Origin of the sequence: Wolbachia endosymbiont (group A) of Longitarsus flavicornis (assembly GCF_963931955.1) — a bacterium.
Classification (GTDB): domain Bacteria; phylum Pseudomonadota; class Alphaproteobacteria; order Rickettsiales; family Anaplasmataceae; genus Wolbachia.
In genome coordinates this window covers 1,311,448-1,326,158 of sequence record NZ_OZ008337.1, presented here as the reverse complement: position 1 = coordinate 1,326,158, position 14,711 = coordinate 1,311,448, and the positions used below count along the sequence as shown (strand labels likewise).

General features: G+C 35.4%; 17 protein-coding genes and 2 pseudogenes. 1 reads left to right on the top strand and 18 read right to left on the bottom strand.

Translation table 11 applies throughout. The annotated features are described in order from the left end of the window. Positions 1-295: 295 nt before the first annotated feature. Positions 296-2,368 (top strand): ankyrin repeat domain-containing protein, encoded by a 2,073-nt coding sequence (locus AABM58_RS06380; RefSeq protein ID WP_338406671.1) that lies wholly within the window; start codon positions 296-298, stop codon positions 2,366-2,368. Positions 2,369-2,653: 285 nt separating this feature from the next. Here AABM58_RS06380 and AABM58_RS06375 read toward each other — a convergent pair whose 3' ends face one another. From AABM58_RS06375 to AABM58_RS06290, 18 genes and pseudogenes are all read right to left on the bottom strand, one after another. Then, positions 2,654-4,138, bottom strand: coding sequence for a recombinase family protein (locus tag AABM58_RS06375; protein WP_338406670.1), 1,485 nt, complete (start codon positions 4,136-4,138; stop codon positions 2,654-2,656). After that, positions 4,132-4,566, bottom strand: a complete 435-nt coding sequence (locus AABM58_RS06370) for a DUF2924 domain-containing protein (protein ID WP_338406669.1) — start codon at positions 4,564-4,566, stop codon at positions 4,132-4,134. The genes AABM58_RS06375 and AABM58_RS06370 overlap by 7 nt, the downstream gene beginning before the upstream one ends. A 4-nt stretch (positions 4,567-4,570) precedes the next feature. Then, complete coding sequence (locus AABM58_RS06365; protein ID WP_338406668.1) at positions 4,571-5,044, bottom strand: ankyrin repeat domain-containing protein; 474 nt, start codon at positions 5,042-5,044, stop codon at positions 4,571-4,573. 38 nt (positions 5,045-5,082) lie between these two features. Continuing rightward, positions 5,083-5,639, bottom strand: a pseudogene (locus AABM58_RS06360) (ankyrin repeat domain-containing protein); the annotation flags it as partial. A gap of 76 nt (positions 5,640-5,715) precedes the next feature. Then, positions 5,716-6,963 (bottom strand): group II intron reverse transcriptase/maturase, encoded by a 1,248-nt coding sequence (ltrA, locus tag AABM58_RS06355; RefSeq protein ID WP_338405985.1) that lies wholly within the window; start codon positions 6,961-6,963, stop codon positions 5,716-5,718. A gap of 43 nt (positions 6,964-7,006) precedes the next feature. Beyond that, positions 7,007-7,129: a hypothetical protein gene (locus tag AABM58_RS06350; protein ID WP_338405986.1), complete on the bottom strand. Its 123-nt coding sequence runs from the start codon at positions 7,127-7,129 to the stop codon at positions 7,007-7,009. A 380-nt stretch (positions 7,130-7,509) separates the two neighbouring features. Continuing rightward, positions 7,510-7,665 (bottom strand): annotated as a pseudogene (locus AABM58_RS06345) (ankyrin repeat domain-containing protein); the annotation flags it as partial. A 167-nt stretch (positions 7,666-7,832) separates the two neighbouring features. Then, positions 7,833-8,993 carry a phage tail protein gene (locus AABM58_RS06340; RefSeq protein ID WP_265024140.1) on the bottom strand — a complete coding sequence of 387 codons (1,161 nt, stop codon included), beginning with the start codon at positions 8,991-8,993 and terminating at the stop codon, positions 7,833-7,835. Continuing rightward, the gene (locus AABM58_RS06335) at positions 8,993-9,793 is read right to left on the bottom strand and encodes a baseplate assembly protein (protein WP_265024141.1); all 801 of its coding nucleotides are present in this window, start codon (positions 9,791-9,793) and stop codon (positions 8,993-8,995) included. The genes AABM58_RS06340 and AABM58_RS06335 overlap by 1 nt, the downstream gene beginning before the upstream one ends. Positions 9,794-9,795: 2 nt before the next feature. Next, complete coding sequence (locus tag AABM58_RS06330) at positions 9,796-10,131, bottom strand: GPW/gp25 family protein (protein WP_265024142.1); 336 nt, start codon at positions 10,129-10,131, stop codon at positions 9,796-9,798. 7 nt (positions 10,132-10,138) lie between these two features. Continuing rightward, positions 10,139-11,170, bottom strand: coding sequence for a PDDEXK nuclease domain-containing protein (locus tag AABM58_RS06325; RefSeq protein ID WP_338406667.1), 1,032 nt, complete (start codon positions 11,168-11,170; stop codon positions 10,139-10,141). A 35-nt stretch (positions 11,171-11,205) separates the two neighbouring features. Continuing rightward, a complete protein-coding gene (locus AABM58_RS06320) occupies positions 11,206-11,460 on the bottom strand; it encodes a PAAR domain-containing protein (protein ID WP_019236415.1) in 255 nt (84 codons plus the stop codon). Beyond that, positions 11,461-11,925, bottom strand: coding sequence for a phage baseplate assembly protein V (locus AABM58_RS06315; protein WP_265024145.1), 465 nt, complete (start codon positions 11,923-11,925; stop codon positions 11,461-11,463). It lies immediately after the preceding gene. Then, positions 11,912-12,388: a hypothetical protein gene (locus AABM58_RS06310; protein WP_265024146.1), complete on the bottom strand. Its 477-nt coding sequence runs from the start codon at positions 12,386-12,388 to the stop codon at positions 11,912-11,914. Before AABM58_RS06310 ends, AABM58_RS06315 begins: the two co-directional genes overlap by 14 nt. Then, the gene (locus AABM58_RS06305) at positions 12,385-12,885 is read right to left on the bottom strand and encodes a phage tail protein (protein ID WP_265024314.1); all 501 of its coding nucleotides are present in this window, start codon (positions 12,883-12,885) and stop codon (positions 12,385-12,387) included. The genes AABM58_RS06310 and AABM58_RS06305 overlap by 4 nt, the downstream gene beginning before the upstream one ends. 1 nt (position 12,886) lies before the next feature. Continuing rightward, a complete protein-coding gene (locus AABM58_RS06300) occupies positions 12,887-13,192 on the bottom strand; it encodes a head-tail joining protein (protein WP_265024147.1) in 306 nt (101 codons plus the stop codon). An 82-nt stretch (positions 13,193-13,274) separates the two neighbouring features. Beyond that, complete coding sequence (locus tag AABM58_RS06295; RefSeq protein ID WP_338406666.1) at positions 13,275-14,279, bottom strand: major capsid protein; 1,005 nt, start codon at positions 14,277-14,279, stop codon at positions 13,275-13,277. A 44-nt stretch (positions 14,280-14,323) separates the two neighbouring features. Beyond that, positions 14,324-14,692 (bottom strand): head decoration protein, encoded by a 369-nt coding sequence (locus AABM58_RS06290; protein ID WP_264336180.1) that lies wholly within the window; start codon positions 14,690-14,692, stop codon positions 14,324-14,326. Positions 14,693-14,711 lie beyond the last annotated feature (19 nt).

Below are 14,711 nucleotides of genomic sequence, written 5' to 3'. Positions count from 1 at the left end.
GCTCCGCAGGTTACTGTATAATCTTCAGCAGTTTTTCCACTCCTTTAAAGCATAATCCATCATGCTCTTATAGTAGTAATATCAAATATAGGTCTTAACTATATTCATCTATAGTAAAATTGGCTAAAACTTCCAGTAATAAACAACTTTTAACCTCTCTATATACTCCATTATTACTCACCATAAAAACTTAACAAAAGCTTAACTACATAAGTAGTAAAAAGATTATGTTGAAATTAGCTTGACTAATATTATATATTGTACATAATATATCTAGGCTAGTAAGAGGTGTGATATGATTGTTAATGAATGTATTACTGGGCAAGATAAAAAAGCATATGAGCAAAAGCTAGGAGAAGATTTAAGCACTGACAAAATATTAGATGCAGAGTATCAATTGATAAAAAAACATCTTTTTTCATCGCTTAATTCTCGTCTTTTAATGGATAGTAAACTTTCGTTTGAGGGTATAGTATGTACATGGATTGCTAGTACACCTAATTTAACAGGAAGTCAAAAGGAGTTAAATAGAGAATTACTAAATATTCTTAAAAGTTTAGATCCATGTCATTATGATCAAAAAGAAGATAGACATTGTGAGTACTATATTGAAAAACTTAAAAATTTCCTACAAATCAATAAGAATAATCAAGACCTTAAAACTGTTCTTAACCTTAAAAGAGGAGAATCTGGATTAACAGTATTGCACCTAGTGTCTTCTGTAGGTAAGGTAACTGAAGAATATAATGAAGCTGTAGATTTACTCTTAGAGGCAGGTGCTAATCCTAATATACAGAATGATAAAGGAAGGACTCCCCTGCATTATACTGATGTTCTTGCTAGTGCAGCTTCTCTTTTAAAAGGAAAGGCCAATCCTAATATACAAGATCACAGAGGAGAAACACCCTTACATCATGCCGCTAGTATTGGTCATGCTGACTATGTTAATTTACTTATAGAGAAAAAAGCTAATTCTAACATACAGGATAAAAAAGGAGCAACCCCACTGCAGATCGCAATTGATAATCATTACTACTATATTGAGGAATGCTTTTTCACTGACAAACAAAAAAATTTGAGTGAAGAATTGTATTTTATACTTAATGAATGTTTTTATGCATATCAGGATTGTATTTGGAGTAAAGATGAAGATCGTCCAGGTTATTTCGCTAACTTCGTTCACTCCACTAAAAGTTTAAAAGAGTTTCTAGATAAACACAAGAGTAGTGAAGATCTGAAAATGATTCTCAGTATTCGAGACAGAGATGGTAGGTCAAAAATACTTAATTATGCTCGGGACATTGATAAGGAAGTAGTAGATTTATTTCTATCAGTAGACGCAGGTAGTTTTTGCAAGAAAGAAGATTCTCTCTTGGATTGTCGTGGATCTTTTTATAATGTGGGAGAAAAGTATTGTGTAAAATCGACTTTATGGAATACACCAAATCAGGTAAAGCTGAACAAATTTTTAAATAAGATATCTGAGGCTCGAGATATGTATAAACTAGAAGAGGTCGTAAATAAAGCTATAAGTTCCGGAGTAAGGATTGGTTTTTCTGAGCGTTCTTCTCAAGGTAAAAAAGCATATAATTTTGTAGATCACGTAATAGAAAAAATCAGTAAATTAGAGAAAAATCCTAAAGTTGCCAGCAGCATAATATGTAAGTTGGTATCAAGGGGAGCAGTGTTTAACAATAAAATTGGTATTGGTGTAGTTGATGCACTGGAGTCAGAATTTTATGATCATAAAGCTAATGTGGTAAAAGCTCATGAAAATTATATTAGCAATGCTCATAAATTTATTGAATTGGCGAAAAGTACCATCAATGGTGAGTTATATGATGTAAGAATAGATAACTCTACTCTCTACTTAGAATATTCTGGAGACAGCATAATAGATGTTGCAAAGATTACAGATAGAGCAGGAAATTTAGGATTAACTCAGGGAAGCATAAAATATGAAAGAGATATAATAAGGATTGGTAAAAGTGAAGTAGAAATTCAAACCGAAGGTGGAATAAGGTATTACACAGATCTTACAGAAGGCAGCAATATAGTATTAACTTTCTATACTAGTTTGGGAAATGTAGACGTTAGGCTATATCCTGACATACAGAATAAAAGCAAAATTATAGTAGAAGTGAGTAATAGAGAAGAAATATTAGAAAAATTCAAAGATCGCGAAGAAGAGTTAGGCAATGATTGCGAGCTTGGTAACTACTGGGTCTACGATGCTATTAAACAGGGATATTTTGAAAGATCTGGTGGATTAATGCGTCCTGAAGTAATAAGCGAGTCTAACAACAAATGGACAGAACGTGAAGAATTAAGAAGGACTTCTGATCCTAGGAGAGAAGTTTCTAGGTAGATTAATTTGCCATAAAGATTAAAGATTATTATTTAAATATAAACTACTATAATTTATAGATTTTGGATCATTTTCTACCATTGTTGCATCCAGTATGCTAAAATCTTCATTATTTATATTGATATTTTTCGCATAATTGATTCTGTAACATTGACTTACTTTTCTATATCAATTTCAGCATCTTTTTGTGTGGCCCTTTGTAGTAGCTCCTTTTGCAATAACCTTTTTTAATTTTCTGGCACATACTTTTTTCGATGTTTTTTCATATTGTTGTTTTTATAAACGTTACGACGCTGAGCCGTAAAATTTCTCCCTTTGCTCACTCCACAGCATCGGTATTTCTCTCAAATCAACTAATTTCAAACCCCTTGGCTGCCTCCCATTTACTATGTCTTCTTTAATCTTTGGTGCTAAATAGTTCAACCTCAAAATTTGCTGTATACGTCTTGTACCTATATTAATTTTAACGCTCAGTTCCTTCACACTTGCATATTTTCCTGCCTCCAGTTGACGTTTCCACAGATGAGCCCTTACCACTGCTTTCAGTAGTGCATTGTTTGTTTTGCCTTCTGGCTCAATTACTGTGCATTTCTTTCCTTTCTTTTTTATTGGTATAAATTCCACCTTATCCTCTAAACTCACCTCTATTCCATCTTCTTTTATCATTACTCCTTTTATTAACTTTTTCACTACTTCTTTCTGTTTTCCAAAGCTTAAATTTTTCCACTCTTCCGCTTTTTTTCCCCATTTTTCATATAGCTGTTCAGCTTTCTTCATCACTTCTTTTTCTACTTCTCCTGCTACTACAGTTCTGTTTATTGATTCACAACCTTTTCCCCTTAAGTGATTATTACATATGTAATATCGATACCTTTTATTCTCTTTTTTCGCATACGTTAATGTCATATTTACATCGCAGCTCTTGCACTTGATTATTCCCCTAAGTAGCGCTTCCTCATATTTTGCTTTTCTATATGGTTGATTCTTTATCAATTCCTGCGCTTTTTGCCATTTTTCTTCCTCTATTATCGCCTCATGTTTTCCTTCATACTCTTTCTCATAATGCCGTATTTTTCCCATATATATTGGATTTGTTATTATTCTTCTCACCGTGGCTTTTTTAAAGATATCAGACCTTGTTCTGTAACCTTGACTATTTAGCTCCCTTGCCAACTCTGCCATTGACTTCAGCTCCAAATATCTTTCAAATATATAACTTACCACTTTTGCTTCTTTCTCATTTATTATTAATTCTTTATCCTTTACATCATATCCAAGCGGCAAAGTTCCCCCCATCCACAATCCCTGCTCCTTTGATGTTGCTATTTTATTTTTTACTCTCTCTACTATCATTTCTCTTTCTAGTTGTGCTGCTCCTGATAACACTGTTTGTACAAACTTTCCCATTGGCGTATTATTGTCAAATATTTGTGTTACTGCTATAAAATTTACTCTATGCCTTCTAAAAAATGACGTTACTTCGATGCTGTCTTTTGTTTCTCTCGAGAGCCTATCCAGCGTATATACTACTACACAATCTACTTCTCCTTTTTTTACATCTTCAAATAATTCCTTTATCGCTGGTCTTTCTAAATTCTTTCCTGAATAGCCTCCATCATCGTACCTTTTTGCCAATGCTACCCAACCTTCTTTGCTCTTTATATATTTCTCACATGCTACTCGCTGCGCATCTAAACTGTTAAACTTCTGCTCTAACCCGTCTTCATTTGACTTCCTAGTATATATCGCACATCTTACCTCTTTCAGCATTCTTTCTCCTTATCTCTCATTCCAAATAGAAGCGGCCCATTGTAACTCATTCCCATTATTTTTCCGGCTACTGCTGACAATGACGTAAAAAATTCTTCTCTGTAGATTAAACCCTTATCTGTTACCATTACCGCATGCATCTCTTCTCCTCTCTCTAATATTAGCTCTGTTCCTGCTACTGGAAGTTTGTCACTACTTATTCTTTTTCCCTTCTCTAGTCGATCTGCTAGATACTCTAGTCTTTTTGCTCCTTTTCTTGACATTTTTCCATACGCTTCCTCCTGCATTCTATACGCTAATCTAGGTATCAGATATTTCTTTGAGTATCTAGGTGCTTCTTCCACAAATACCTTCTTCCATATTTTTCTCAGCTCATTCAAAGGTTTTTTCTCTAAATTCATTACTTTCTTTTCTATTTCTTTCTCCATATTTTTAGCCCTTCATAAATAGCTTCTCAATTCTGTCTGTTTCTTTCTTCAACACCTTGGTTACTTCTTTGCTATTTTTCGCATAATCCATTGCTTTCATTCCAAATTTATCTGCTTGTTCTATTTCTCCTCCAGCTTTCACTAGCTCCTCCACTATTTCTCTTTCTCCTACCATGCACGCAAGGTGTAGAGGTATGCATTTATTTCCATATTCCTCAGCATTTACTTCTGCTCCTGATTTTATCAATTCTCTCACGATTTCTAGACGTTTCTCCGTTACTGCTAGGTGCAGTGCTGTATATCCTCCTACGTCTGCTGCATTTACATTCACTCCTTTTTCAACTAATAAACTCACTGTTTTTGCGTCTATTGCATAATGCAGAGCTGTTCTTCCATTCTCGTCTCTTGCATAAATATTTTTATATGAGTTCTCTGATAATTCTTTTGCTGATTTATTAAATTTGCCAAGCTTTAACATAATCCACCTCACCTTTTCTTTAAAATCAAGTCCCCTTTTTAAGCCTTTCTTCCTACTACATTTTCTACCTCATCTATCATTTCATTCACTTGGCTGATTATCTTGCTTGCTAAATTTTGACATTCTTTCTTTATTAGCGATTTGTCTCTCTTCCTTATTTCTTCTATCTCTATTATTTTTAACTCTGGTAAATAACTCCCATTCAACATGTCTGCTATTTCTCCCACTAGCCTCTCTATTCCATAGCACGTCAGTTCTCTACTTTTTGTTACTCCACCTTTTTCTCTCAGAAATTTACTCGCCTTTTCACTCTCTTTGCTATCACATAGACAATGCTTTTCACTTTCCCAGATGTAATACATTGGTGTTGCACCATATTTATTCAGTTGATTAACCTCAGCTCCTGCTTTTACTAGCTCTTTTATTATTTCAACTCCTCCTTTTTGCATGCAGAGTGGAGTGGCGTACATCCACTGACATATTGAGTGGCATTTACTTCTGCTCCTTCCCTTAGCAGCACTTTTACATTTTCTAAGCTTTTCGCAAATACTGCACAGTGTAGTGGTGTATAACCATTTTTATCTCTTGCATTTAGGAGAGTAGACCAGTGGAACTTCCCCACCAGTCTCTCGCAAAACTGTACGTAAACCTCTCGATTTATACAGCTTCCATTATTCAGCCTTTTGGCCTAACCCTAGTGTCCAGTGATAGAAAATATCCGGAGACCTCTTTCTCACCTTTCCTAGAAATTGTCTTGCTAGTCTTCCGTGACTCCTGAGTCTCTTATATTTCCTTTTCACCCACTTTTCTAGATGCCGCTCTATATTCTTTAGAGATTTGTATACTTCAGTTCTGTAAAATTTGCCATAGTACTGATACCAGCCTCTGACTATTGGATTTACTTTTCCTGATATCTCCTCTAATGTTATATGCGTATTTCGTAGCATTTTCCATGACCTTATGGTTGTAGTAATCTTTTTCTTGGCCTTGTTGCTAATTGCTGGAAGAAATGAAACAAAATACTTCCCTATTTTATTTCTTGCTAACCTGGGTCTGAATGTGTAACCCAGAAAATTAAAACTTTGTTTAGGAAATTCACCACTCCTATTGTCATCCTTACAGTACACTATCTGTGTCTTTTCAGGATGCAATTTCAACTTATACTCAGCCAATCTTTCTTCGATCATTACTTTCACAAACTCTGCCTGTTTCTCTGTTCTGCAGTGCACTATCGCATCATCCACATACCTCTCAAATGGTACTGTCGGGTAGTTCTTTTTCATCCATATATCAAACACATGATGCATGAATATATTAGAGATGATTGGGCTAACTGAACCTCCTTGCGGAACTCCTTTATCCCTAACTACCTTACTGCCATCTGCTTGCTGAATGGGGGCTTTCATCCACCTCTCAACATACAGTATGACCCATTTGCAGTCTGTGTGCTTTTTGATAGCTTGCAATGCCAAGCCGTGGTCCAAATTGTCGAAAAATCCAGATATATCAAGATCTATCGTCCAATCGTACCTCCAGCATCTTTTACGAGCTGTATCTACCGCATCCAGTGCAGACTTATTTGGTCTATAACCATATGAATCCTCATGAAATTTTGGTTCTACCAGCGGCTCTAGATACATAGCAGCAGCCGTTTGCCCTATCCTGTCGAATACTGAAGGAACACATAAAATTCTTTGCCCTCCTGTATCTTTTGGTATCGCAACAGCTTTTACCGGCTCTGGAAAATAACTTCCGGATGACATCCTATTCCATAGTTTGTACAGATTATCTTTTAGATTTTCTTCAAACTTTGTTATCGAAACCTCATCCACACCAGCCGCACCTTTATTTTTCGATACTTGTTTATAAGCCCTACAAATAAGTTGCTTTGGTATATCAAAAGACTTTGTTTTATTCATTAACTCCTCCCTTTCGGTTGATACATAATTAAAACTGAATAACTCAGCTCCTTCGCTCCATTTCCATTACAGAAACTTCTTCACTACTACGAGCTGATCCGCCCCTGTTTTTCGCATCGGTACTCTCATCCTTAGAGTTTAGCTCCTTGGATTTCTCCCTTATCATCGAAACGACAGGTTCCCGTAGTTCCACACAATAGCCTGAAATAGATTCATGCCACCTTTATGCCGGACGCCATCTATCCAGTAAACAAGCTCCCGATAGATTTATCCCAGGTTACAAACGACCCCCTGGTTTTGACGTCATTTAAAAGGTTTCGACACTTCATCAGTGGTTCACTTTCGTTCATCTCTCTATTCCTTACATGACATATAATTATGCCTTTTCCATAACGCTCACTACCTTGGCTCTTTACCAAAGCAGCTTATGGTTGTTTGAAGCCTGCTCTTGTAAACCGGCTCCGAGGGACCTACCCTCATCTACTGTGCAGCTTTTGCACTTAGTTTGCTCTTACTTGAACATTCTTTGTGTCTCTACGGCACACCATCTGCTCCTTTTTTTATTAATAATCTCACTGTTTTGTAATCAGAGATTTCTACTGCTTGGTGTAATATCGTCTCTCCTTCTTCATTTCTTTTATTAATATCGTTACTTGATACTTCTTTAAAAAACTTACTAAAAGATTCTTTGCTAAACTTCATACTTACCTCACAAAATTAGCTTTTCTAGCGTTAGATAAATTTCTTATATTTACCTGCTGCTATTCAAGTCATGTCTGTTTTAGCATAAGAAAGCAAGTCTTTTTCTTTTTATTTCATACACTTTTACCTATTATTAATATAGTATATGAGTATCTAAATATAAGTACTTAACTTATTAGAGATATTATTCGACTATCTTTCCAACTTCTGTGCAAATGTCGATGTTCATGCCACTTCAGTACTCCCGGGTAAAATACTAAAATGTAATTTTCTAATTCGTGTATTGAGTCTTTTTGCTCTGAATCTAAATCATTTTTATAGTAAACGTTGTGTTCTGCCAAACCATATTTTGTAATCTTCTGATCTGTATAGTTTTCTATTTTGTAGTGGTGAGTAACGCTAAACCTTTCTAAAATTGGCTTGTGTTTTAAATTCCAACGTTGCCCTGAAAGTTTATCGTTTCCCAATACAAATTTATTTCCTCTTTCTTCTACGCTACTAACTGGAAAGCACGTATTTATGTCTCCTAAATCCCAACTGTCTGATAATACTATCTGCGCTTTTGCAAATTTAATCGATGGTAATAAACTCTGTGGTAATGGATATAGTGCTTTTAAGTTGTACCACTGATGACTTCTTTCATAAATGCCTTTATAATCCCTTGTGTGAGTCTCTGTTTCTCCAAGTACTGCTACATCTAATCGATATACATCATTACTAAATGCTTGCTCATAATGAATCCGAAAAGTGCTAAACTTAAAATTTGGATTTAAGCTTTTTAGCTCAAATGTGTTCTTTCTACCGAATGACAGTACTGGTCCATCTTTTTCAATTTTTATCCCCGAGTAATCCGATAACAAACTTCCAAAAAAGCTTTCATCTAAAATAAACCTATCAATGTTGTAGTGGTCATTGAAAATCCTCATTAGCCTTGATCTTGCTGGTAATGACAGCTTTGCCAATTCTACAACTGCATCTACAAAAAAGTCATTTGGCACATCCTTTATTCCAATTTGCAGCTCAAAAAAATGTTTTCCAGGTGGTTCTTCGATAATTGTAATATCTTCTATATTTGCCCATTTTAGTGCTATTTTGAGTGATTCTGGGGTTCCTCTCAGTCTTTGAAACTTTACTCCTTCTACTATCGCTCTTCTTTTATCTTTTACCCAGCGTAGTATCTCCCCCAATTCATATTCCTCAATCAACCACGGCAATGTTTCTTCTTTAAGACTAAACTTAAACCCTCTGATGCAACTTGGATCAACTTTATAATCCGTTGCATCTACTAGCGCTTTTTCCTGTTTTGTTGCATTTGGTGGCAATAACATTAATTCAACTCAATCTCTAAGTTTCTTAAAGCAGCACACTCATTACCTAGCACCACAACATCTTCTTTTGGCTCGATTAATTCCACATTTTCTACACCATCTACAAATAAATTCGCTATTATCCATGATCTTGTCACACTCCACCCCAATCTCTTTGCTAACTCAAATTTTTCGATAAATTGTTTCTTTGCTATTTCAATAATTTCTGGTAGTGCCTGTGAATTAACACTGATCCTGCTGTGAATATCTATTTCCGTAATATTGCAACCAATTACTGTTACTGTATCTGTTAAAACCCTTATATCATCTCTGGTAACCTGCTTTTTTACAATTTCAAGTAGGTCTTCTGGCACTGTGGATAACTCTGTGGATAAAATTGAGATCTCTACACTTCCTGGCACTTTTGACTCAACCAGCGCATCCTTTACTCTTTTATCTGCTGAAAGTGCATGATATCTATAATATTCTTTACTTCCTCCTGTTGACCAACCTGCTATTTTTGCTTTGATTCTTTTTCTAAATCGTTCGTCCTCTTCTTCTTTTTGCCTCTCCACTCCATAAAACTCAGCTAAATTATCAAGATCTTCTCCTGTCGCAAATTTAAGTAAGTTACTCTTTACTGCTTCATTTATTCTTTCTCTAAGCAAAAGTTCTTGCCATGCTGCTACTTCTAATACCTTCATCGCTGGATCACTTTCAACTAATGCTGTAAAACTTGCGTCACGCTTCACCAACTCTTCCCTCATCCGAGACAGAATTTCTTCGAAGTTCAGTGGCTCAATAATGTTAGTCTGCTGCATCTTTATACTACGACTCCATCAAAGCGAATGTTTTTCCCACTTGGTACGTATAATCCTTCTAGGTCAAGCGTTACTTTTCCTTCTTTCACCTCTGTCATTTTTACTTTTTCTAACTTAAATCTCCTCTCAAATTTCCCCAGTGCTTCTGCAGTTGCTGCATATATCTCAAGTGTTAAATCTCTATTTATTGGCTTATCCACCAATTCAAATAATCTTGACCCATAATCTCTCCTCATTATTCTACTGTTAATAGGAGTGGTCAGTATATCAATTATCGATTGCTTTAAGTGCTCTATTCCTTCTAACGCTTTTCCTGTTTTAGCATCCATTCCTTTCATATATTTTTCATGGATTTGACTTAATACTTGCATGTTTTTCACGTGCTATAGAAATAGCCTTTCTCAACTTCTTTTCAAGAATTTCTTTAGAAGGAAGCTGTGTTAAATACTGTGCAACATGAATATTAGAGCCTTCGAGTTCAAGATATTCTATATCCTCTTGATCCTTATCAGCACATAAAATAATCCCTAACGGTTTTTCTTCACCTGCTTTTCGTTCATTTTTATCTAACCAATTTAAATACCATTCCATCTGTCCTTTATAAGCTGGTTCAAAGCGACCTATTTTTAGTTCTATTGCTATAAGGCGTTTTAATCCTCTGTGAAAAAATAGCAGGTCCAAATACCTGTCAGTTGTTTTAGTACTCATCCTTTTTTGACGTGTTACAAAACAAAAATCATTTCCAAACTCTTGTAAAAATTTTGTCAATTCATCCAAGATTGTATTTTCTAGATCAGTCTCACTATAACTTGATGGCAATTCCATGAAGCTAAGGAAGTATGGGTCATGAAAAATGAATTCTGGTGCTAACATATTTTCTTCACGTAAATTTTTTATACTCCTTCTTATAAACTCTTCAGTTTTTTTTGCTAGCGCTGTACGTTCATACAACATAGTATCGATTTTACTACGTAGTGCCCTAACACTCCACCTTTCAATACGACACATTTCTATATAATAATTACGCTTTAGCTCATCAGAAATTGCAATAATTTCTACAAAATGTGACCAACTCAATTGTTGTGACAGTGTCGCGACAATTTCTTGATCAGAAAAGAATTTAGAAAATTGCACCATACGAAATAATGACGCTCTATCAAAACCACGTCCATATTTAATCTGAAGTTCTTTTGCAAGTTGGGAGATGATTTGCTTCCCATAATCTGCACGTTTGTGCTTTAGAATATCTTGATCAATTCTAGAGCCAATTTCCCAGTTTAACAATACTAGAGTAGAATTGAATTGAACAGAAAGATGATTTTTTGCTCTATCTATTAAATTACTAATGTCTCCTAATAGGCTAGTAGTTATATCCATATTCATAACTTTATTTTTGATAAGTATAGCATATTTTATCCTGAAAAAATGTTACTGCTACCACTGATCACCTTGGAACCACAAGAAACCATATCACCAACTCTTCCCACTCCAAACCCATTTGCAAACACTGTTTTTGATCCTTCAGTTAATACTCTACCTTCTGTAAAATTATCTCCTTTTCGGCAAACTGGCTTACCATTTACAAAAACATTGTTACTGCCACTAACGCAAAAATGTAGTGTTGCTTCTGCACAATGATCTCCTACTCGCACAACCGATTTATTCATTTAATTAAGGTTTATTTTATCTGCCTTCAATTTTATTCCACTTTTTGTCATTTCTATTCTCGATCCCCCAGCTTTCAGTGTTATTTTGTCTACTACTTCAATCTCTAAATGATGCTTACCTTTATCATATGTAAACTTCGTCCCATCTTGAAATTTTATACTATTTATTTCTTTTTTATTCTCTGGTGCAGGGTATTTTTTCTGATATATTCCTCCTAATACCACTCCTAATGATAGTTCACCAAAAGGAGAAAATACCACAACTTGTTCATCGATACCTGGTGAAGACCAATTTCTATCTTTTCCTGCTTTACTTGTTATCCACGGTAAATAATCTGTTAAAAATTCTCCTATTTTCACTCTTACTTTTGCTTTTTCATAATCTACTTCTTTTACAACTCCTATACGAATGATATTCGCTACTTTTCTCTGTAACTCTGCAATGGCAAAATTATTTTCCAACATGCATTTCTCCTACTGCTATTTTATGTGGCTTAATTTTCCCCTCTTCCCATACTGATTTACCTAAATGAAGCTGATGACTCCAATCAACCATCCACACCAAATATGCATCTAATTCGGGTCTAAATCCATCAGGCTCTGCAGAGAGAAATTCAGCAGGAGAAATATTCTTTACGTTCCAAGTATTTTTATTTACTACTCTTGCTACTTCTGCTGCTAATGACCTTACAACTACCGAGGAATCCTCGACTGTTCCATCAACTACAATTCGTGCTTCAAATTTTGCTCTCAACGCTAATTCTTCTGTTCCTGGATCATGTCCTTTTTCAAAGCCACTAAGTTCCACAAATACTGCCGGTGCTATCAATTCTTTCCTTATTGTTGGATAAATTTCGCACGTCTGTATTGCTGGTATTTCTCTCTTCAGCGTGGTACAAATTTTATCATGTAAATCTTTCAAATTCATCCTTTATAGCTCAATTGACGTTCAAAAAACTTTGTAAAGACTTCTTCAACTTCATAATTAACAAGATTACCTATTATCCTTGAAGCCTCTGGTTTCAGTGACAATTTAACTTCCTTTATTGGTAATGCTGTTCTTCCTTCACGCTTAAAAATACCGCTATTTCCTTTTGGCATAACTGCTGCAAATCCTCCTATAAACTCATGCTTTCCTACTTTCGATCCTCTTCTTGTTTTTTGTATTTTACCAATTGTTGATGCTCTAATGTCATAGAGATTTGCTCTAATTAACACTTCTAATCTGCTAGTTTTTGCCTTAAAAATTCTTAATCTCTTTCTTATCAAACTTAATTTTATCTTCTTTTCCTCACTAATTTCTTTTGCTGTCTTCAATTTTAGCCATAGTGCTGTTCTGTTTAACGCTCTCACTATTGCTAATTCTATTTTTTTTCTTTTAGCATTTACACTTTCTATTACCTCAACTTCTATATGCACAGACATTTTACACCCCATACGCTTCGATTCGCCAGACCATTCCAGATTTATCTCTAAGTGGTGGTGTGTGTATTTTGTATTTGCAATCACCTATAACAAAAATATCTCCTACAATTGGCCTCAGTATATCAAAAATGCTTACCTCAAGAAAAAGCATCTCTCCCACAAATTGTCCTTCACCAATCTCGTATAATTTATCTGGCTGTTGCTTTAATACTTGTACCATGTATGACTTATCCTTTGATTTATACAAAGCCACTTCTCCTAAATGGGCAAAACAATCTTTTAGTAATCTCTTAATATTCTCTTGCATTCTTTCATAAGTATGCTAATAAGGTATATACTAGTAGAGTCCTCTTGTGCCTCACCAACTTGTAGTTACTCTACCAGTATTGTTATGCTGCAACGACTTTTACTAATGTTCCTGGTCTGTGGCACATTGGCAGAGGATTTGACTGTGTATGTAAATCAGTTCCTCTATCAAACCTCCTTGGCTCTTGTTTTGCATATAGTGGCTGTCCGAGAGTGTTTACCGTTTCATTAAAATCTGCTGGTGCAAAATATGTTGTAAATGTACTTGCTGTTCCTACTGGAAAACAGTGCCCTGTATCTCTTTCTATAAATCTTCTCACCGTTCCTTCAGGATCAGTTGCTTGCCCTCTATATTCCTCAAATGTTATTCCACAGAATGTAAATCCTGACCTCATATCATTCCTTAGCGCTGCTCCTTCTTGCCATCTTTCATATGCTTCTTTCACTTTACTATGCGAAGTTAATGCATCAAAAAACTCAGGGCTTACCAAGGCATGAATTCCGGTCATATATTCACCACTTAGATTATCTTCTATATGCCGGAGTACTTCCAGACACTTACGCTTTACATCTGTTGTTGCTGTTCCTAGTGCAAAATTTACTACTTTTGGTGTTATTTCAAATTCGTTGTACAGATTTAGTAATTCTGACCCATCAGCATCTAAAATTATTCCTTTCAGCGCTCCCATACGCAAATGCTCCAACGTTATTGCATGTTTATTTCTCATTAGCTGCAAATGGTCAGTTATTACATCTGCCAGCGCTTTCAGTTCACTCTCTGATCCAAATGCCCTTATTCCTTGCACTTCTTCTGGTAACACCACATCATCATGAGGAATATGAGGAATGGTAAATGTCCTTACCTTTCTTTTACCACGTTTTCCTACTGTTGCTGGTGCCCCTGGTACTTGCGTTGGTAGTAGACTTAAAACTCCATTATGTTCTTCTATTGTAATATGTCTAAATCTTACTGACCTACTTGGAAACAAATTTAGATTTTCAACTCGTCCATAATTTATCGGCAATATATTCATCGCATTTGTTAGTGCCGTCATGCTAAATGCTGTATTTGTAAATGGATTTTGCATTTTTTCTTTTCCCCCTTTGTGTTTTTTTATTGTTTAATATAGCCTTAGACTGCTTTACGGATAATGATCCCTCGTCCTTCAAGTTGCTTTATTGCTGCAGTTTTCTGCTCTTCAGTGATATTTGCTGGCCATACAACTGCATGATCTGCTAGCATTGCTATACGTGTAATGATTACTGCTTTGGCATTTTCTGTCGCATTTACATCACTTGTTATTACACCTATTGCTGTTTGTGTGCCATCTGTGGCAATTGGATTTATTATCCTAATCATGTTGTCTTTATCACGACCAACAACTGTCCCTAGCTTCAGATTTTGACCCTTTGCTACCGTTATTTGGTCTCTTGAATATAGGTTGGACACTTCATATTTTAAAAGATCGCCTAAATTATTTCCTTCAGTTATACTTATCATGTCTTTTTCTCTCCTTTTT